Below are 19808 nucleotides of genomic sequence, written 5' to 3' on the forward strand. Positions count from 1 at the left end.
AATACGATGGGAAATATTTCATGTTCTGGGTGTTGCTAAAAATTTAAAGACTATATTTCCTCCCTGCTTTGCTTCTCCACGAAAATGTTTAAACTGTGGATCCTGAACCAGAACTTCCCTAAATGCCAAATAATCTGCCTTAGAAATCTCTACCTTTTCTATCTCGCCATTTCGCAGCTGATTTAATAAATCTTTATATTTTTCCACTCTTTATTCCACCTTTTCTTAAGTAACGCTCCTTTATTATACAATTGAAATACGACTGTGAGGAGAAAGAAACTGCTTTTTTTGCTAAAAATATGCCAACTAGTTCTTTCCTGATTATTCGACAGAAAAATAATCTTCCACTACAAAAAATTCTATCTTCTATAAGTAATAATTCAAAAAACTCTTTACCTTTTCCAAAAATTGAGGCACACTGTAGAGTATTAGTCGATAAAGGAGCTGACTGCTTGTGAAAATAGCTGAAGTTGGGAATATTGTCGAATTTAAAGACGGTCTGCAAGGACTAGTAGAAAAAGTAAATGAAAACTCTGTTATTGTCAATTTGACAATTATGGAAAACTTCCAGCACCTAGAGGTGGAAGAAAAAACCGTAGTAAACCATAAAAGATATAAAATAATGCAAAGTAAAGATGCATAAATGTTTTCACTCCTTTTCATCTTAAAAAGATGATGAAGGGGTGTTTTTTTGTTACACTGTATCAAGGAGGGAACTAGAAATGACGAAACATAAACAAACTATCGTGCTCCTTCTTTCTTTACTTTTCGTTTATGCAATGCTGATTTATACATTTGAGGAGAAAGCTATTTTTTGGTATTTGTATGCTTTTATTCTTTTAGTAGGAATCGCTATTGCACTCATCTTTGGAAAGCTTGAGGATCAACTTCCAACCTGGCAGTATTTAATTTATGGTATTGGTTATGGGACAATTACATACGGTCTTGTCAAGTTGGGCCATGTATTACTTCCATATATCGATAGCTCAGCCGAGAAAGATATTTCAAAATTCCTTGGAACATATGGACCAACAAATATTTGGCATTACTTGATGCTTATTTTCATTATCGTAATCGGCGAAGAGATTTTTTGGCGCGGCTATATTCAACAACAGTTGAAGCGCTTTACTTCTCCGTTATATGCTGTGTTTATTACAGCTCTTTTATTTTCTATCTCGCTTGCAGTCAGCGGTTTTTTACCAGGTGCTTTGGCAGCGATCGTAGCTGGATTAATATGGGGCGGATTGTATGAATGGAAGAAAAGTTTACCGCTGATCATTGTTGCTCACCTTACTTTTGTCTTGTTATTATTTCTAATTTTGCCTATTATTTAAATATGCGGAACTTACTTCCCTGCAATACGTCAAATTATTAACAAGGAGGACAAGAAGGATGAAAAAACAAACATTACTTTTTACATCGGCATTATCAGCAATGCTCCTACTCGCAGCTTGTAATACTACGGAGAAAGATGACACTCCAGTTGACGATCAAACAACAGGTTCTGTAGATGAAACAACGAAAACAGAAGACGGAAGTAACGAAAACAAAGAGGAAACAGCAAACGGGTCATCCGAAGATACAACTGAGGAGAATGCAGGGAAAGACGTAGAGAACACATTACCCTCAATTCAGTATGAAGATGAAAACGGACAAAAGAAAGAATCAAAGCTTTCCTGGACAACAAGTCCGGAACAAGATTATGAAATTGCTTTAGCTGAAGGCTTCTCTCTTACTGCTGAAGAACCTGGCCGTGATATGGTAACATATAACGCAAACGACCAAATATCTATGCGTGTTGAAACATTCTCAAAAGACGATACAGACTATGAAGAAAAGGCACGTGAAACGGAAAGTACAGTAGGACTTACGGCGCCGGACGGCCAGTATCAGCCTTATGATATTCAAAGTTTAGTAGAGAAAAATAAAGAGATCCAGCATGCTACTGGCTTTATCGCAACATTTGCAGAAGACGATGACCAGGTTGTGACAGTAATCTATGAAAAGGATTCAAAAATTGTCCGTTTAACAGTATTTGACCGGACATCTTCAAAAGTTACGAATGCCTTGCTTGAAATGGGCTTAACAGTTAAATAATGAAGAAACAAAAGGAGCTTGCCTAGTGCATGCTCCTTTTTTTAATAAGATAAATCCTTTATTGACCGGCCTAATTTTTTTAATAGCTCAATTGCTGTTTCCTTTTCCTCAGGCGACAAGACACTCATCAGCTCATGAAGCTCCTTTTCGTGTTCAGGGAAAATCTCTCCCATGAATGCAGCCCCTTCTTCAGAAATCTCTGCATATGTGACACGACGATCTGTCGGACAAGAAACACGATTTAGAAGCCCACGTTTCTCCAACTTGTCCACTACATAAGTAATGGAACCGCTTGCAAGTAAAATTTTATTCCCAATTTGTTGCAAAGGCTGTCTTCCTTTATGGTAAAGCAGCTCTAATACAGCAAATTCCGTAGGATTTAAACCTTTTTGTTGGAAAAATTGATTTGTCGTTTCACTAATCGCTTTTTGTGCCCTTGATAACACAATAAATAATTTAAGCGATTGTTTTACCTCTTCAGTTGCCATTGACAAATCATCCTCTACTTTTTATTCTCTCTCTTATTATAGCTAGTAGAAAAAAGCTTTGTCAAAATGAATTTTAACCAGGCAGTACATTTCCGTGCTGCACGATGACTTGATTTGTCAAGGCATTCGGAAACGTCAAGATGAACGTTGTGCCGATATTTGGCATACTCTCTACTTCAATGGAGCCATTTAAATCGTCCATAATTTTCTTCACAAGCGGTAATCCTAATCCCGTGCCTTTATCCTTCGTTGTAAAGAACGGCTTAAATAGATTTTTATACGCTTCTTCGCTCATGCCCACGCCTTCATCCTGGACACAAAGCTGGACATAATGTGCTGTTGCATGCAGCCGAATAGAAATATTGCCTTGATTGTTCATTGCTTGAATAGCATTTTTAATCAAATTAATCAGCATCTGCTTGAGTCGTCCTTCGTTTCCAATAATAATATGCGGCAGCTGCTCATCAACCTCTAATTGCAGAATCACATTGTGCATTAATGCTTCAAACTGCATAAAATCAATTGCCTCTTTGGATAGTGCTACTAAATCAACCTTTTTAAAGGAGGACTTGCGCGGGGCTGATAAAAATAGCAGCTCAGATAGGATAGAATCTAATCTTTGAAACTCCTGATCCATTATGGAAAAGTAGTTTTCCTGTCCTGCCGGGGCCTCACTTTTAATCAGCTCCACAAAACCTTTTAGTGCAGTCAGCGGATTTCTGATTTCATGGGCAATCGAAGCACTCATTTGGCCCAGCTCTTTTAAATAGCTTTGTTCTTTAACTTGTGCCTGTAATCTCATATAAGCTGTATGATCAAAAATTGAAATGATGTAAAGATCATTCACCTGATCGTACATAGCTTTAATTTCATAATAAAAATGTTCTGCACTGTCACTTTTTTGAAGAAGCAGTGTAGAAGGCATTCTTTTTTCTATATTTTCAAAAAATTGCGAAGCTGAAGAATACTCGTAAGTAAAGTATTTCAACATCTGCTTATAATGCTTTGTTAGAACTTGTGTTTTACTGAAACCGATATACTGCAGGGCTTTTTGATTTGCATCCAAAATATGACCCGTTGCATTAAAAACCACCATACCCAGCTCTATCTGGTTGAACATCGAAAGGACAGGCCAGCTTGATTGTTCCCGTGCCGGTTGCTTTATGTCTTCGATTGTCACAATGACAATATCATAGAGTTCATCATAATTGCCACTAATAGTAATAGTAGTCGGCGTTGATGTTTCCACCTGAATTTCGCCATAAGCCTCAGGTTGCTGGCACGCTTGCTTTATGAATTCATGCCATAACTTAATAGATTCCTCGGCAATCGGCAAAAAGCAGTCGCTTTCTGTTAGCTCCAGCAAATTCCTTGTTTGCTTACTGATAAAAAGGATCTCCAAAGATTTAGAAACAAATATTGTACATTGATTGGCTAGCTGTGAATCTTGGTGGAAATCTGTGCTAGGGGTTAATACCATAGTCATTCCTCCCTTTCTTTCAAGCTCAGATAACGTATTTTATGTTGAAATCTCTCATCTTATACATACTATTTAGTTTTTTCCTAATTTTATCTTACAAGTAGTATAAATTATTCCATAATTTAGGTATGAATAGAATGGGTAATTTTTATCATATTGTTCACTCAACATTACACTGTTACAATATAACACGAGAAGGAGATTAGAACATGAAAATTATTTTAGCCACTCTTAATGCCAAATATATTCATACAAACTTGGCTATCCGTTATTTAAAAGCAAGCGCTCGTCCTGAATTTGATCCTGAGCTTGCTGAATATACAATTAAAGACCCTGCATTTAATATTGTATCAGATCTTTTCCAAAAGCGGCCAGATGTTATCGGATTCAGCTGTTATATTTGGAACATTGAAGAGACAATAAAAGTTGTACGTATGTTGAAAACTGTATTGCCGCAGACAAAAATCATACTTGGAGGTCCGGAAGTCTCCTATGATGTTCATGATTGGCTGAGAAAAATACCGGAAATAGACTTTATCATTATGGGCGAAGGAGAAATCTCTTTCAAAGAACTCATGCACTACTTAAACGGAAGCCTTCCGTTAGAAGAAGTACGGGGTATTTGCTACCTGGAAAATAATAAAGTGAAAATCCATGCACAGCCTCCTAAAATAGATCTTCGGGAACTAGCAACACCATTTCGTTTCGAAGAGGATCTCCCTCACCTTGGTAAGCGGATTCAATATATTGAAACGAGCCGGGGCTGTCCGTTCCAATGTCAGTTCTGCCTATCAAGCATCGAAGTAGGAGTCCGCTACTTTAGCCGCGAGAAAATCAAGGAGGATATCCGCTTCCTGATGGATAACGGAGCCCGGACAATTAAATTTGTAGACCGTACATTCAATATCAGCCGCAGCTACGCGATGGAAATGTTCCAATTCCTCATTGATGAACATAAACCAGGTGTTGTCTTCCAATTTGAGATAACAGCCGATATTATGCGTCCTGAGGTTATTCAATTTTTAAATGATAATGCACCAGCCGGGCTTTTCCGCTTTGAAATCGGTGTCCAATCAACAAACGATTTAACGAATGATTTAGTAAAGCGGCGCCAAAATTTCGATAAGCTAAAACGTACCGTAACGATGGTAAAAGAGGGCGGTAAAATTGATCAGCATCTTGACTTAATCGCCGGCCTTCCTGAGGAAGACTATTATTCTTTCCGTAAAACATTTAATGATGTATTTGCCATGCGCCCGGAAGAATTACAGCTTGGTTTCCTCAAGCTTTTACGCGGTACCGGTCTTCGTCTTGAAGCACAGAAATACGGCTACACATATGTCGACGTGGCGCCATATGAAATCTTCTCGAATAATGTCCTTCCGTTTGAAGATATTGTCCGTATCAAACATGCTGAAGATGTACTAGAGAAATATTGGAATGCCCACCGGATGGACCGGACAATCGAATACCTCGTGACAGATGTCTTTGAAACACCTTTTGACTTCTTCCAAAGCTTCGGCACGTATTGGGAAGAGCGGGGCTGGTCGCGGATCGGCCATCAGCTGGAGGACCTATTCCTTCGTCTGCTAGAGTTTCTACGTACTTTACCGCATGTCGATGTAGGTATTGTGAATACGCTAATGCTCATCGACTACTTTACACCAATGTCCTTCATTCCAAGAAAAACATGGTGGGAGGAGCGGGTACCTGAGGAGAAAGCGAAGGAACTTTATAAGCTGATTCGTACGGACGCTTCTATAGCCGGGGAAGAATTCGCAGCTTTAAATATTAGCGAAAAGGATTTATTCAAACACACCCTTATCCTGCCTTCCAGCCTTTCAATGAAGGAATTGCACGAAGGTCAGGTAGTAAAAAAAGAAGGTTATTTATTTACGTATTTCCGTCAAGGACAGGCTCCTTATATGGCGGATCTTACCTTATAGAAAAATCGTGGGCTTTTGCCCACGATTTCTTTTTTATCCGATAATCACGCGTTCCTTCGGATAACGGTAATTTACTTTTTTTGTTTTTCCGCCTAATGTGTACAGGAAGGAAATAAGACCGACACGTCCAATGAACATGAGGACGATAATGACACCCTTCCCAATAAATGATAATTCATTTGTAATGCCGAGACTCATGCCGCATGTTCCGAAGGCAGATGTAATTTCAAAAATAATCTGGGTCGTCGTCGCCTGGGGCTCTGTAATTAACAGGATGATCATTGCGCCCAGCACCATAAATAACGCCAGGAAAATAACAGCAAAGGAACGGAACATATCAATCTGATGAATTTCCTTTCCGAAAATCTGCACTTCATTTCTGCCATTGGCAAATGTGATTAAAAACAAAATAGCAATAGCAAATGTTGTCGTACGGATCCCTCCGCCTACTGAGCTTGGGGATGAACCGATGAACATAAGAAAGCTCATGAAAATATCAGTAGCCTCACTGAATGTCCTGACATCATATGTCGTTAATCCAGCAGATCTTGTCGAGACAGAATGGTACATCGCGGAAAAGATTGCTTCATGCCATTTCATGCCTTTAAAGGATTGGAAAATTTCCAGAATATAAATACCAAGTGAGCCAATAACAAAAAGTACCCCGTATGTAGCTGTTGTAATTTTCGTAAATAGGCTAAAGCGGAATCCTGGTGTTTTTCTTTTCAGAAAAGCTTTGACTTCAATTAATACCGGAAACCCAATGGCACCTAAAACGATAAGTAGCATCGTCACAAACTGGACGAAGTAATCCAAATGAAATTGCTGCAGGCTCATTCCGGTAATGTCAAATCCTCCATTGGTTGTGGCCGAAATAGAGGTGAACACCCCATGGACAATAGATTCCTCCCATGTTTCAAAATATCGTTTAAAATGCACTGTTAAAATAATAGCGCCAAACGCTTCGATGGCAAATAAAATTTTGGCGATTTCCTGTATAAGATGGACAACTCCTGCTATGCTTGTCTGATTATGATCGATCATAATCAGCTGCCGTTCCCGCATCCCGATTTTTTTCCCGACCAGCAGCCAAATAAAAGTACCCAAGGACATGATGCCGATCGCGCCAAACTGCAGGATGATTAGTAGCATGACGATACCAAATCCGGTGTAGGTGTGCGATATATCAAAGACCGTAAGACCCGTCACACTCACAGCACTGACGGCTGTAAAAAGCGTATCAATGGCTGGAACCTCTATTCCTGGCTTAAGTACCCAAGGTAAACTCAGCAGGCCAAACGAGACCGCTATTGCTATAAAATAATATGAGACGAGCATTTGGAATGGTGTAATCCCCTGCTTCGTTTTTCGTTTTATTCGCATAGCCCGCCCTCCTCAAAAAAACGTATATAGCGAAATTTACCACAAAAATAAAAGATGCGCTATAGGTTGTTATACCACCTTTAGCACATCTTCATTCTTATTAGGCTGCTTTTTTGTTTTTTGCTACACCAGTCAAGTAACCGCCAACCGCAATTCCAAGTAACACAACCCAGAAAATTACTTTCCATGCTGTAGAATGTGGGAAATGCGGGTCAATGATCGCCAGATTTTCATGACCAAGCGCCAGTACTGCCAATTTCACTCCAACCCATCCTACAATTAGGAATGCGGCCGTTTCAAGGCTTGGATAATCCTGCAGAACTTTCACGAACCATTGCGCCGCAAAACGCATGATGACCAGCCCGATGAACCCGCCTAGGAACATAACAGAAAATGGCCCTGCATTAATACCGCCAATTTCAAAATCCCCAAGATGCGGCAATGTCATCGCAATTGCTACTGCTGCAAGCATCGAATCGATTGCAAAAGCAATATCTGCAAACTCTACCTTTACAACAGTCATCCAGAAACCAGAGCCCTTGCCCTCTTTGATCTCATCATCGTCACCCTTATTAAAGTGGTTATCATACAAATGCTTGATCGAAATGAATAACAGATATGCCGCACCGATTGCCTGGATCTGCCAGTACTTTGCTAAAACTGTGATTAAGAATAAAGCAATAAAGCGGAATACAAATGCTCCGAATAGCCCGTAGAACAAAGCCTTCTTTTGTTGCTCGCGCGGCAGGTGCTTTACCATTACCGCCATGACGACAGCATTATCGGCAGCAAGCAGTCCCTCCAAAAATACTAGGACGAGCAGGACCCATGCGTACTCTAATAAAATTGTCTCCATAAACGTGACATCCTCCTTTTTTTGTATCATCAATTTTTATTCAACTCTACAAGGTAATGCTGAAAAATCCGTTTCCGCACAAAAGAAAAAGACCCATGCCTAAAAAACAGGCAAAGGTCTTGCTAAGCAAAAATTATATGCTATCACACCCGATGGCTCCAAACCATGTCATGACGAATGTGAAGTAAGTAGTTTCCTACTTATAGCTACTCCCCTTTGACAAAATGTCAACGGATATTCAGTTACTTTGTAATATAAGTATAAGCGATGGACCATTAGAAAAGCAACTATATTATTTGATAGAAATTAACAAATCTTGGCGGCATTTATTTTTGTTATAAAAGTCTACTAATATGGGTATTATCTCCATAGTATCCGGGCAGGAAATAGTAGATGTTCGTAAAAGTTCCTCTGTCTGTGTTGCATCAAATTCAGCTTGCCAGGCAAGGTAATCGAAGCTTTCGTATTCTATTCCAAGCTTTTTTCTTATTTTATAGCTTTCTGCTATTTTTTTCATGACTGCTGTCGGGATACGTCCCGCTACTCTTCTGCCGGACAGTTGTCTTACTATCTCTTTAAAGATTTTATATGTTTTAGGCGGTCTTGGATTGGTTATATGAAATGTCTTTCCCTCTGCTTCTTGAGATTTACACATATATATGGCAGCTTTTACAACATAGTCAACAGGCACAATATTCAGTGCTGCCCTTTTGCTTCCTACATAAAGGATAAATGGCCATTTCTTTAAAGAGTCTATCATATTGAAGTAAAAGTAGAGCCCATCAAATTTATCTGTTTCTCCGGTTTCAGAATGGCCGCAAACGATACCCGGCCGGATAATAGTCAATGGCACTTCCATTTTCAGATCCTCTACACGGAGCTCTGCTTCATACTTTGTTTCTTCATAGTAATTTTTAAATGCAGGAGGACGTATAAGTTCTGTTTCCAACAGACGGCCATAACGCCTGCCTGCCACGGAAGCTGTACTAAAATACATATAGCGCTGCAGCTTCGGAAGTGTCCGGACAAAATCATTTACATGTGCTGTTCCATGGACATTTACCTTCCAAGCTGCTTTACGCTCAACTGCCAAGTCGTAGATGGCTGCCAAGTGCCAGACAATTTGTGTATACAGGGATATCGCGGCAAGCTCGGCATCACCCAGACCCAGATTAGGGAGGGTAATATCCCCTTCGAAAAGCTCTATCCGGCAGTTCGGATATCGTTTAGCTATTGTCTGTACCTTTCTTCTTGCCTTCTCCATTTCGCCCGGCAATACAATGGCATATATTTGTTCTGTCACATTCTCCTTAAAAAGCTGGTCAGCCAAATGACCAGCTATGAAGCCTGGAAATCCCGTTAATAAGTGTGCTCCCACCTGTCACTCCTCCTTTATGAGGCCATTTTCCTCGTTTCCTGATCGATTAAACTATAGATGATTGGAACGATAAAAAGAGTCAAAAGTGTTGAAGTAAATAAGCCGCCAATTACTACAATGGCCATCGGTTGGTTCATCTCTGTTCCTTCACCAATTCCTAATGCCAGCGGAACAAGCCCGAGCATTGTCGTGAGGGCCGTCATTAAAATAGGACGCAGGCGGTCTTGGGCACCTATGAGAATAGCGTCATAAGTCCGGTAACCCTCTGCCTTTTTCAAGTTTATATAATCGACAAGAACAATACCATTGTTGACAACAATACCGACAAGGACAAGAATACCGATTACAGCTGTAATGCCAAGTAACGTATTTGTCATCCATAAGGAGGCAGCTATGCCTATTACCATTAATGGAACACTTAAAATCATGATAAATGGATATCTCAGTGATTCAAATTGGGCTGCCATGACAATGTATACTAATACGACAGCTAGCGCGACGGCTAGATACATATCACTCTTTGCATTTTCATAAAGCTCCCGGTCTCCGCTGAATACAACGGTTGTTTCTGAAGGAAGGTTTGCCTTGTCAATTACGGTGTCCACTTTATTTGAAATACTGCTTAATGATTCGGCATTTTCGTATTGCAAGAAAAAGGCGACAGCAGCAGCCTGATCTGACCTGCGGATAGATGTCTGGCCGGCAGCAACAGTGACATCTGCCACATCCTGAAGCTCTACAAAAACCCCTGCCGATGTACGAAGCTTCATTGTTTTTACCGCCTCTATATCTGTTTTATACAGGTTTCCATATCCCGTATAAACTGATAGGACCTCCCCATCTTCTGCCAGTATTTGAGTAGTCAATACTCCCCGCATCATCGAATAAACGGTCTGGGCTATTTGGGCTGGCAGCATTCCGTATACATTGGCTTCCTCGCGATTGACAACGATTTGAATTTCATCGGCTGTCGCATCTAAATCAGTTGTCACCTCTGAAATGACCTCTACCTTTTTCAATTCAGCCTGCAGCTTCTTGACAGCTTTATTTAATCGAGTTTCATCTGAATCAGTGACCCGGAAAGTCATCGTATTTGGCGAAGAACCGGTAGAGGTGCTTAACGAGAAATCTACTTCCCCTCTAGTTCCGATAATTTTCTTCACATCCTTCTCTACTTCTTCTGTGAATTCAAAAACGGAACGATCCCGTTCTGAGAGAGGCACAAGTTTCACATATAGCTGTGCTTTGCTTGAAGTGGCTGTGCCCCGTGATAGCGATTGCTGATCACCACCAATAAGGCTGACCAAAACGTCCACCTCTGGCTCTTTTTCAATCCTATCCTCCACTTCGCTGATTACCTGTTCTGTAGCTGCAAGGGATGTTCCACGTGGCAATTCAACATCCACTGTTACATATCCCTCATCTGTCGGTGGAAGAAATTCCGTACCCGTCCTGAACAGTACAAAACAACTTGCTGCAAATAATATACCGACCGATAGCAATACGAGTAGACGATGCTGCAAAGTCCAGTTCAATGCTTTGCGGTAAGACTGATAAAATGATGAATTGGCACGCTGCTCGTTTAAATTTCCATTCTTCGCACTCAAAAACTTACTGGCAAGCATCGGTACTACTGTAAGGGCTACTACAAGTGATGCAAACAGGCTAAAGGAAATAGTGAGCGCAAACTCAGTAAAGATCTGGCCGATCAGCCCTGAAGTAAAAATGACGGGAACGAATACGGCTACTGTTGTCAGCGTAGATGCGATAATAGCCACCCCAACTTCTTTTGTGCCGATAGAAGCTGCATCTTTCGGAGATTGACCGAGCGCAATATGCCGTTCAATATTTTCAATCACAACAATAGCATTATCCACAAGCATTCCTATTCCAAGAGCCAAGGCACCCAGCGTTAAAATATTGAGGGAAAAATCCGCAAAATACATAAGAACGAATGTCACAATGACTGAATAAGGAATAGCAATACCAACAATGATCGGGCTTTTTATGCCCCGAAGGAAAATAAATAAAATAATCATGGCGAAAATGGCACCGTAGAGCAGGGAAGAGCTGATATTATCGATAGCTAGATCGACATAATCCCCCTGATCATATAGTATATTTGCCTCCACACCTGCAAACTCAGGCTTGTCCAAAAGTTCCTCAAGCGCCGCCTTGAATTTTTTTGATACTTGTGCGGTATTAGCTCCTGATTCCTGTAAGACTGACATCAATACTGCACTTTGTTCACCGGCACGCGTAATCATCTCCTGCTCTTGCTCAGTCCGCTTGACGGACGCAATATCTTTTACTTTTATCTCCTCACCTGTTAACGGGTTAACAGAGAGTGTAAGATTTGCTATGTCTTCAGCAGAAGTGAACGTACTCAGTATACGTGTCGTCAGCATACGTCCTTCGTCTGTATTTACCGACTCCCCGGGAAGAGAGATATTATTTGCTTGAATGAGCTGCACAATATCGGATTGGGCTAAATTGCGTTCTTCCATTGCCTCAGCGTCCAAGGCAATTTGAATTTCCTCTACAATTTTCCCTGATACGTTCACACTAGCTACACCCTCTTGCCGCTGCAGCTCTAACTCCAACTGCTCAGCAATTGACCGGATATCTACCTCCTTTGTATCAGCACTTATAGCGAGCTGAATAATCGGTAATTGGGAAGGATCAAATTTCAAAAAGCTTGCGCCTGCCTCCTCGGGAAGTTCCACCATATCCAACCGTTGAAGGACATCCGATTGTACTTCATTTATATCAGTGGACCAATCAAACTCCAGCACAATAAGATTCATGCTCTCTTGGGAGGTCGATTGCAGCTTTTCGATGCCCGGCAATGTAGCAAGGCTTGATTCTAATGGCTTTGTTACTTTTTCATTGACCTCAGCAGGACTAGCCCCAGGATAGGTAGACACCACTACCCCAATCGGCGGATTCAGCTCGGGGATAAGCGTAATCGGTATTTTCAACAATGATACTGCACCTAATAAAATGACCAGCACCATCGTTACAAACGTAAAAACGGGCCTTTTTATTGAAAAATCAGTTATCTTCATCTATAAGTCCTTTCTAGCCGTATGATTGCTTATATATTTCGTTTTTTGTCGATTTATTTCCTTTTATAGCAATGGAAATCTTTTCTCTACGAAGCTATGTTGCCTTATTTTAGCCAAAACTTCAAATTTCTCTTCCTTATTGAGTTTTTACCGCCTGAAAAAGAGAGGAAGGCATCTCACACAACAAAGTATCCAGCTTTGAAGCAGACTAAAAAATAAAACACTGAAAACTTTACGAATCGTAAAATTTTCAGTGCTTTTATTTAAGAGACCTATTTTGCCTCCATTCCATGAACATTATAGAAGGCTATATAATTTAATGTGTTCATTTTTCTCTGAGAACCAACGCATTGCAAACTCATTTTCAAATAGGAACACAAGGTTATCATACCGGTCTTTTACGAGCATCGAACGTGCGGAATTCATGGAATCCTTCACATCTTCCTCGTTTTCAATCCAGCGTGCCATTTTGCTGCCAATCGGCTCCATTCGCACTTCTACGTTATATTCATTTTTCATCCGGTGCTCGAATACTTCGAACTGTAACTGACCAACCGCACCGAGAATCACGTCCTCCGTATGCAACGTCTTAAAGTATTGGATAGCACCTTCTTGTACTAGCTGCAGTACCCCTTTTTGGAACTGTTTACCTTTCATAACGTTTTTGGCTGTCACACGCATGAAGATTTCAGGAGTAAATTGAGGTAACTTTTCAAATTGGAATGATTTTTTACCGCCAACGACTGTATCGCCGATTTGATAATTTCCCGTATCATATAGACCAATGATATCACCGGCAACCGCTGTATCCACTATTTCGCGGTCATCTGCTAAAAACTGCGTAGACTGCGTCACTTTGAAGGACTTGCCTGTACGGGCAAGCGTCATGTTCATTCCGCGCTCAAATTGACCGGATACAATTCGTACAAATGCAATACGATCCCGGTGAGCCGGATTCATATTTGCCTGGATTTTAAAAATAAAGCCTGAGAAGTCCTTATGCTCGACCGGATCAATAAACTGCTCATCTTCTGTAATCCGCGGCTGCGGCACAGGCGCAAATTTCAAATACGTATCGAGGAATGTTTGCACACCGAAATTCGTTAAAGCTGAGCCGAAGAATACGGGCGTCAATTCACCACGGCGGATTTTCTCTTCCGAATATTCATTTCCAGCTTCATTCAATAATTCGATATCATCCATCGCTTGTGTATAGTAAGATGTTACTTTCATTGGGTGATCTACTGCCAGCTCCCCATTGTCATCTACAGGTAAATAGCGGTCAGCTTCTTCCGTACGGAACTGTTCGATTCGCTTGTTGTACCGATCATAAATACCAAGGAACTCTTTCCCCATACCAATCGGCCAGTTCATCGGATATGCATGGATGCCGAGCACTTCCTCCAGCTCTTCGATTAGCTCAAGCGGCTCCTTACCTTGGCGGTCAAGTTTGTTGATGAATGTAAAAATCGGAATACCACGCATTTTACATACTTTAAATAACTTTAATGTCTGTGCCTCGATCCCTTTAGCAGCATCGACCACCATGACAGCACTATCTACCGCCATCAGTGTACGGTACGTATCTTCAGAGAAATCTTGGTGCCCCGGTGTATCTAGAATATTTACACGGCAGCCTGAATAGTCGAACTGCATCACCGAAGATGTTACAGAGATACCACGCTGTTTCTCGATTTCCATCCAGTCGGAAGTTGCAAATTTCCCTGTCTTCTTTCCTTTTACTGTTCCGGCATCGCGGATCGCGCCGCCGAATAATAGCAATTTTTCCGTAATCGTCGTTTTACCAGCATCAGGGTGACTAATGATAGCAAAAGTACGACGTGATAATATATCTTGTTCTAACGTCATTCGTTTCGTCTCCTTTTTCAGCGGATAAGCAGTTACATCATCGTACATCCGCACGAGAAAGACACCATCTGTTCTTTAGGATAGGTGCTTTCTAACATACTTACTTATTTTAAAAGAGTTATACTGCCCGTTACAACCTTTTTTGCTCATTCTTCATAAATTTACTAAACCAAGCGAGTATCAGGTAAAGCAAATAACCGATCAGGATAGCGAGTGCATTCAATATGACATCATCGATATCGGTGCTTCTGCCGATAAAATACTGAATCCCTTCAATAAATAACGGAATGGCAAGGGATACGATAATCATTTTCCCCCATTTCCTGAAGAAGCGCCATACAAGGGGGATAAAAAAGCCGAATGGGATAAAGAGAACTACATTCCCTGCTAAATTGTAAAAGGCAATACGGACAAGCGGCCCTTGTAGCAGCTCTGTATAAGCAGAAATCGTTGCAAAAGGGACGAGGTTATTGCTTCTGTATGTGTGGGTAGCCACTTTAATATGGCCGTTTTCTATCCAAAATTGCGGGATAATGGTTTGTGAAAAAATACTAACACTATAGAAAAAGAACAATAACATCACTATTTCTCTGATGAAGCTCTTTTTCTTATTTTTTAACCAAAGAAAGCGTGCAATGACATAAACCGGTGTCAGGATTATGCAATAAGCCGCTGTGCTTTGTAAAAATTGTTCAATCATCCTGTTCACCTCTTAGTGTATCACGTTTTATTTCCATGAAAGTTTCCTTATTTCCTCTCTTTAAAGCTGACAAGGGAAGGCTGCCCGGCTAAATCTCTCCTCCAAAAAGAAGAGGGCTGTCCATGTAGGACGAGCCCCCTTTTCTTATACGAATTTTAATTTACCCGCTTCGATAGCGATTTGCGCATCACTGTGTGGATATTTTTTATCTTCGATAATCTGATAATCTTCATGCCCTTTTCCTGCAAAAATAATAATATCACCGGGGTCTGCAATTTCTACTGCATGCCGAACTGCCTCAGCACGGTCACCAATGCACGCATAGTTGTCATGAAGCATTCCTTTTGCCAGATCACTGGTGATGCTGTCATATGCTTCATAGCGCGGATCGTCTGTTGTTAGTATAACATAATCAGCTATGGAAGCTTTCTCAGCCATTGCCGGCCTTTTTGACTTATCCCTGTTTCCACCTGTTCCCACAAGGAAAATAAGCTTACTTCCTTCCTTTTTGTAGGGAAGTGCCGCATCGATTGCTTTTTCAATAGCATCTGGTGTATGCGCGTAATCGATGAAAATCTGGATCGGCAGCTCCGTATGTACCTTCTCCATCCGGCCTTTTACAGGTGAAAGATTTTCAATTTGTTCTATAATCAGCTCTAACGCAAAACCACGGGAGTAAAAGGTTGCTGTAGCAGCGAGGATATTATAAACATTAAATTCCCCCAGCAAATGCATAGCTACCGGGAAAATCCCCTCAGGTGTCAGCATATCAAAATAAGTCATGCCATTTTCGTAGCGGATATTTTGTGCACTAAATAACGCCTGATTTTTCAGCCCGTATGTCCAAATAGGAAACGGCGTCAGCTTTGCATAGCGCTCGCTCCAAGGATCGTCTGCGTTTAAAATGACACTTTTGTTTTTCGATAAATCCTGTCCAAGCTGAGAAAACAACAAGCCTTTTGCATTGCCGTATTCCTCCATCGTGCCATGGAAGTCCAGGTGATCATGTGTCAGGTTGGTAAAGATCGCCACATCATAATCCACTCCTGCTAAACGGCCAAGAACCAAGCCGTGCGAGGACACTTCCATGACCATCGCGCGGCAGCCTTCCATTTTTGCACGGAAGATCATCTGCTGTGTATTAAGAGCATCACTCGTTGTGTTAGCCGATTCATACAGTACGCCGTTTAGATTAAAACCAATCGTACCAGAAAGTGCGGATTTTTCCCCCAAGCCCACTAAAATATTGTGGACGATACCAGCTACACTCGTTTTGCCGTTTGTTCCTGTTACACCGATCATCGTTAAATCATTTGATGGGTAATCAAAGAACTTCGCCGCTAATAATCCGAGCGCCCGGTCTGTACTATCAACGACAACTTGCGCAACATTTCCTTTTAAATCAAGGGCACGTTCTGTTACAACGATGGTAGCCCCTGCATCGACAGCTTTTTGGGCAAAGTCATGCCCATCTACCGTGTACCCTTTAATACAGATGAAAAGCGTGCTGGGCTGTACCCCACGCGAATCTATAGCAATATCTTTAATATTATTCGGCAAACGCCCAATGATTTTTTTGTGCGGAAGAGCGCTTAAAATTTCTTCTGCATACATGCTTAATCCTCCATTTCAACTAGTGGTGACATAATATAAGTAAATATCAGTTGTGCTGTAGCTTTCAGTGAGTCAATATGTGTCCGTTCATAAGCATGACTTGACTCTATTCCCGGGCCAAACAGCGCGTGACGGACATCGTACCCTGCACGGATAGCAGCGGAGGCATCAGAGCCGTAATAAGGATAGATATCGAGCTTATAATCGATCTGATTTGCCTTTGCCAGTTCCACAAGATGCCGGGTTAATTCATAGTGATAAGGACCACTGGAATCTTTCGCACAAATAGAGACGGTATACTCATCACTTGCCTGGCCATCCCCTATTGCGCCCATATCGACTGCTATATATTCAACCACTTCTTCCGGAATATTCGAGTTTCCTCCATAGCCGATTTCTTCATTATTCGAAATATAGAAATGCGTTGTATATGGCAATGTTACATCGTTTTCCTTTAAATATCTTATCACTTCCAACAGAAGTGTCGTGCTTGCTTTGTCATCCAGATGGCGGGATTTAATAAAACCTGTTTCCGTCTTTTCAAAGCGTACATCAAAAGATACAAAGTCTCCTACTTCAATTCCTAATTCACGTGTCTCTTTAGAGGAAGAGGTCTTTGCATCAATTCTTACCTCTATATGGTTTTCATCACGCTTTAGCTGATCTGCCCCGCGATACACATGGACCGTTGTTTCGTGCATTAAAATTGTACCACGAATTTTCTCGCCCGCAGCAGTATGAATTGTGCAGTATTCTCCTTCTACGGCATTCCAATTAAAACCACCGATCATTCCCAATTTTAAGCGGCCACTTGATTTTACCTCTTTTACAATAGCCCCTAATGTATCCGTATGGGCTGTTAATAGACGCTGCTTTTCTTTATTTTCCCCTTCGAACGTTACGATCAAGGCGCCTTTATTCGTCTTTTTATAATCAATCCCTAAAGTATGTAGATATTTGCCCATAAAGCGCATAATCTCTGTCGTGTAGCCAGAAGGACTTGCTATATTTACCAACTTTTCTAACAAATTCACAGTGTTTTCTTCGTTAAACTTGTAGTTCATGTCAAATACCCCCTCAATTCTATTTATCATAACAAAATTCGGCGTTTCTCGACACAGGGAAATCATGTATCATGAAAATATTAACGTGATTTGAGGTGCAGAATGCAACAATTAGAAATTTTGCATAAACGTAATTTATTCATTTATTTTTCGATGACCGTTGCTTTTTCTATATATTTTATAACAATCATTACAGGAATATTTAAATATAACCACTATTATCCCTTTATTGCCGGTGCCGCCATTATACTAGTAGGCATTTTATTTCGTTTTAAAATATCGCCTACCGTCATGCGCTTCATTCTATTAATTACATGGAATAGTCTTATTGTATTGAGTATAATAAGTGATCCGCAAATCTTTGCTCTTTATTGGTTCCTAATTTTCATTATCATGGCGAGCATCTATCAATCATTTATTATTACGATGATTGCATCGCTTTGTAGTACTATTCAGGTTGCCTTCATTCTATTTTATTTCTTCGAGTCTATGTATCTCCCGTCTTCTGCTGTCAATCCGCTGTATATATTCGTCCTATTGCTGATTGTCGCATTAGGAACCATCCAAATAATATATATACGCCAATTTTGGAAAACGGCCGAGCATGCTAACCTTGAAAGAGAAAGAAGGCTTTCTTCGAAGGAAGCGTACTTACATTTGTTTTTTGAGCAGGCTGAAGATGCTATTGCCGTATTCGATTTAGAAGAAAAAGTAATTGAAGTAAACCCGGCATTTGAAAGATTATACGGCTGGAGCCGGGAAGAATGTATTGGCCGTTCCTTACCGCTTGTCCCGCCTGTTAACGAAGTAGCAGCAAGAGAACGTTTAAAACGGCTGATGAAGGGTGAACGCTTTCACCTTCTAGATACGCAAGACATGAAAAAGGACGGGACGATATTCGATGCGCAAATTTCCTTATCCCCTATCTATAATGAATACGCTGAAATGATTGCGATTTCTGTAATCTCACGGGATATCTCACTGATTAAAGAAAACGAGAGATTAATCATGCAATCTGAAAAGTTAAAGCTGGCTGGGGAAATTGCTGCAGAAGTAGCCCATGAAATCCGCAATCCAATGACTGTTGTTTCGGGGTTCGTTCAAATGATGGCTTCTGATAAAGATTCTCCTTATTACAGCTATACAGGATTGATTCAGCCCGAAATTGAACGGATCGATATGATTATCTCAGACTTTCTCGTCCTTTCGCGTCCTCAAGCAAATACATATAAGCCATTCGATATTTGCCCTTTGCTGGACGATGTAGCAAAACTCTTTTCATTCGAACTCCAAAGCCGTCATATACAGTTTTTTATGGAGACTGAAGAAAAAACAGCTGTCATTCTCGGGAATGCTAATCAGATCAAGCAGGTGCTCATCAACCTGCTGAAAAATGCAATGGAAGCAATCGATAAGGAAGGCAGCATCCGCATCCTCTTGAGGAAAGAGAAGAAGCATATCATTGTTTCTCTTAAGGATTCTGGCCTTGGCATCCCCCCGCACCTGCTAGAGCGTATTTTCGAACCATTCTATACTACGAAGTCAACGGGTACTGGCCTTGGGATGATGATTGCTAACAAAATTATTACAGAACATATGGGAACCATTACAATATGTAGTCAGGAACAGATCGGAACAGAGATTTCCATCTCCCTTCCGCTTCTGCTTTCGGACAAATAAAGCTTTTATTTGCGGCAAATGAAATAGTTTTCAATAACCTGTTATCCATCATCTCTAACAAAAATGCAGGCATATGTAAAAAGCCAGGGAGGAATTTTTTCCGCCTGGCTTATTTTTTACTTTTTGAAGCAATTCGGCATTCTTTCAGCTAAAACTCTTCGCTGGCTCAGCCGGTCGTAAATTCT

Annotated in this window: 16 protein-coding genes; 5 read left to right on the forward strand and 11 right to left on the reverse strand. The window is 40.8% G+C overall.

What is annotated here, in order from left to right; genetic code table 11:
• Positions 1-18: 18 nt before the first annotated feature.
• Positions 19-207 (reverse strand): hypothetical protein, encoded by a 189-nt coding sequence (locus BOD01S_RS03965; protein ID WP_036155849.1) that lies wholly within the window; start codon positions 205-207, stop codon positions 19-21.
• A gap of 247 nt (positions 208-454) precedes the next feature.
• Here BOD01S_RS03965 and BOD01S_RS03970 point away from each other — a divergent pair, with 247 nt between their 5' ends.
• The 3 genes from BOD01S_RS03970 to BOD01S_RS03980 all read left to right on the forward strand — a co-directional run bounded on the left by BOD01S_RS03970 (position 455) and on the right by BOD01S_RS03980 (position 2097).
• Complete coding sequence (locus BOD01S_RS03970; protein ID WP_036155847.1) at positions 455-643, forward strand: YkvS family protein; 189 nt, start codon at positions 455-457, stop codon at positions 641-643.
• 79 nt (positions 644-722) lie between these two features.
• Complete coding sequence (locus BOD01S_RS03975) at positions 723-1334, forward strand: CPBP family intramembrane glutamic endopeptidase (RefSeq protein ID WP_036155845.1); 612 nt, start codon at positions 723-725, stop codon at positions 1332-1334.
• A gap of 58 nt (positions 1335-1392) precedes the next feature.
• Positions 1393-2097: a hypothetical protein gene (locus BOD01S_RS03980; RefSeq protein WP_036155843.1), complete on the forward strand. Its 705-nt coding sequence runs from the start codon at positions 1393-1395 to the stop codon at positions 2095-2097.
• Positions 2098-2138: 41 nt separating this feature from the next.
• Here BOD01S_RS03980 and BOD01S_RS03985 read toward each other — a convergent pair whose 3' ends face one another.
• On the reverse strand, positions 2139-2585 hold the full coding sequence (locus BOD01S_RS03985) for a MarR family winged helix-turn-helix transcriptional regulator (protein WP_036155841.1): 447 nt from the start codon (positions 2583-2585) through the stop codon (positions 2139-2141).
• 73 nt (positions 2586-2658) lie between these two features.
• Complete coding sequence (locus BOD01S_RS03990) at positions 2659-4065, reverse strand: ATP-binding protein (RefSeq protein ID WP_036155839.1); 1407 nt, start codon at positions 4063-4065, stop codon at positions 2659-2661.
• A gap of 209 nt (positions 4066-4274) precedes the next feature.
• Between BOD01S_RS03990 and BOD01S_RS03995 the strand changes: the two genes are divergently transcribed.
• Positions 4275-6011, forward strand: coding sequence for a B12-binding domain-containing radical SAM protein (locus tag BOD01S_RS03995; RefSeq protein WP_036155837.1), 1737 nt, complete (start codon positions 4275-4277; stop codon positions 6009-6011).
• A 33-nt stretch (positions 6012-6044) separates the two neighbouring features.
• Here BOD01S_RS03995 and BOD01S_RS04000 read toward each other — a convergent pair whose 3' ends face one another.
• From BOD01S_RS04000 to BOD01S_RS04035, 8 genes are all read right to left on the reverse strand, one after another.
• Entirely contained in the window at positions 6045-7394 is a 1350-nt protein-coding gene (locus BOD01S_RS04000; protein WP_036155835.1) for a TrkH family potassium uptake protein, read from the reverse strand.
• A gap of 100 nt (positions 7395-7494) precedes the next feature.
• Entirely contained in the window at positions 7495-8250 is a 756-nt protein-coding gene (locus BOD01S_RS04005) for a TerC family protein (RefSeq protein ID WP_036155833.1), read from the reverse strand.
• 292 nt (positions 8251-8542) lie between these two features.
• Entirely contained in the window at positions 8543-9628 is a 1086-nt protein-coding gene (locus BOD01S_RS04010) for an SDR family oxidoreductase (RefSeq protein WP_036155831.1), read from the reverse strand.
• A 14-nt stretch (positions 9629-9642) separates the two neighbouring features.
• Entirely contained in the window at positions 9643-12696 is a 3054-nt protein-coding gene (locus BOD01S_RS04015) for an efflux RND transporter permease subunit (RefSeq protein ID WP_036155829.1), read from the reverse strand.
• Between the two features lie 297 nt (positions 12697-12993).
• Complete coding sequence (locus BOD01S_RS04020; RefSeq protein ID WP_036155827.1) at positions 12994-14565, reverse strand: peptide chain release factor 3; 1572 nt, start codon at positions 14563-14565, stop codon at positions 12994-12996.
• A gap of 130 nt (positions 14566-14695) precedes the next feature.
• Positions 14696-15265 carry a VanZ family protein gene (locus tag BOD01S_RS04025; protein ID WP_081977996.1) on the reverse strand — a complete coding sequence of 190 codons (570 nt, stop codon included), beginning with the start codon at positions 15263-15265 and terminating at the stop codon, positions 14696-14698.
• A 144-nt stretch (positions 15266-15409) separates the two neighbouring features.
• Positions 15410-16879, reverse strand: a complete 1470-nt coding sequence (locus BOD01S_RS04030; RefSeq protein ID WP_036155825.1) for a UDP-N-acetylmuramoyl-L-alanyl-D-glutamate--2,6-diaminopimelate ligase — start codon at positions 16877-16879, stop codon at positions 15410-15412.
• Between the two features lie 2 nt (positions 16880-16881).
• On the reverse strand, positions 16882-17943 hold the full coding sequence (locus tag BOD01S_RS04035; RefSeq protein WP_036155823.1) for a M42 family metallopeptidase: 1062 nt from the start codon (positions 17941-17943) through the stop codon (positions 16882-16884).
• Between the two features lie 102 nt (positions 17944-18045).
• Between BOD01S_RS04035 and BOD01S_RS04040 the strand changes: the two genes are divergently transcribed.
• Positions 18046-19623: a two-component system sensor histidine kinase NtrB gene (locus tag BOD01S_RS04040; RefSeq protein ID WP_036155821.1), complete on the forward strand. Its 1578-nt coding sequence runs from the start codon at positions 18046-18048 to the stop codon at positions 19621-19623.
• The last annotated feature ends 185 nt before the right edge of the window (positions 19624-19808 follow it).

The sequence above is a fragment of the Lysinibacillus odysseyi 34hs-1 = NBRC 100172 genome (genome assembly GCF_001591965.1).
Taxonomy (GTDB): Bacteria; Bacillota; Bacilli; order Bacillales_A; family Planococcaceae; genus Lysinibacillus_B; species Lysinibacillus_B odysseyi.

What these genes read in the sequence shown, in the direction of transcription:
- BOD01S_RS03975 (WP_036155845.1), top strand. Translation starts at nt 723, where the DNA reads ATGACGAAACATAAACAAACTATCGTGCTCCTTCTTTCTTTACTTTTC.
- BOD01S_RS03980 (WP_036155843.1), top strand. Translation starts at nt 1,393, where the DNA reads ATGAAAAAACAAACATTACTTTTTACATCGGCATTATCAGCAATGCTC.
- BOD01S_RS03985 (WP_036155841.1), bottom strand. Translation starts at nt 2,585, where the DNA reads ATGGCAACTGAAGAGGTAAAACAATCGCTTAAATTATTTATTGTGTTA.
- BOD01S_RS03990 (WP_036155839.1), bottom strand. Translation starts at nt 4,065, where the DNA reads ATGGTATTAACCCCTAGCACAGATTTCCACCAAGATTCACAGCTAGCC.
- BOD01S_RS03995 (WP_036155837.1), top strand. Translation starts at nt 4,275, where the DNA reads ATGAAAATTATTTTAGCCACTCTTAATGCCAAATATATTCATACAAAC.
- BOD01S_RS04000 (WP_036155835.1), bottom strand. Translation starts at nt 7,394, where the DNA reads ATGCGAATAAAACGAAAAACGAAGCAGGGGATTACACCATTCCAAATG.
- BOD01S_RS04005 (WP_036155833.1), bottom strand. Translation starts at nt 8,250, where the DNA reads ATGGAGACAATTTTATTAGAGTACGCATGGGTCCTGCTCGTCCTAGTA.
- BOD01S_RS04015 (WP_036155829.1), bottom strand. Translation starts at nt 12,696, where the DNA reads ATGAAGATAACTGATTTTTCAATAAAAAGGCCCGTTTTTACGTTTGTA.
- BOD01S_RS04020 (WP_036155827.1), bottom strand. Translation starts at nt 14,565, where the DNA reads ATGACGTTAGAACAAGATATATTATCACGTCGTACTTTTGCTATCATT.
- BOD01S_RS04025 (WP_081977996.1), bottom strand. Translation starts at nt 15,265, where the DNA reads ATGATTGAACAATTTTTACAAAGCACAGCGGCTTATTGCATAATCCTG.
- BOD01S_RS04030 (WP_036155825.1), bottom strand. Translation starts at nt 16,879, where the DNA reads ATGTATGCAGAAGAAATTTTAAGCGCTCTTCCGCACAAAAAAATCATT.
- BOD01S_RS04035 (WP_036155823.1), bottom strand. Translation starts at nt 17,943, where the DNA reads ATGAACTACAAGTTTAACGAAGAAAACACTGTGAATTTGTTAGAAAAG.
- BOD01S_RS04040 (WP_036155821.1), top strand. Translation starts at nt 18,046, where the DNA reads ATGCAACAATTAGAAATTTTGCATAAACGTAATTTATTCATTTATTTT.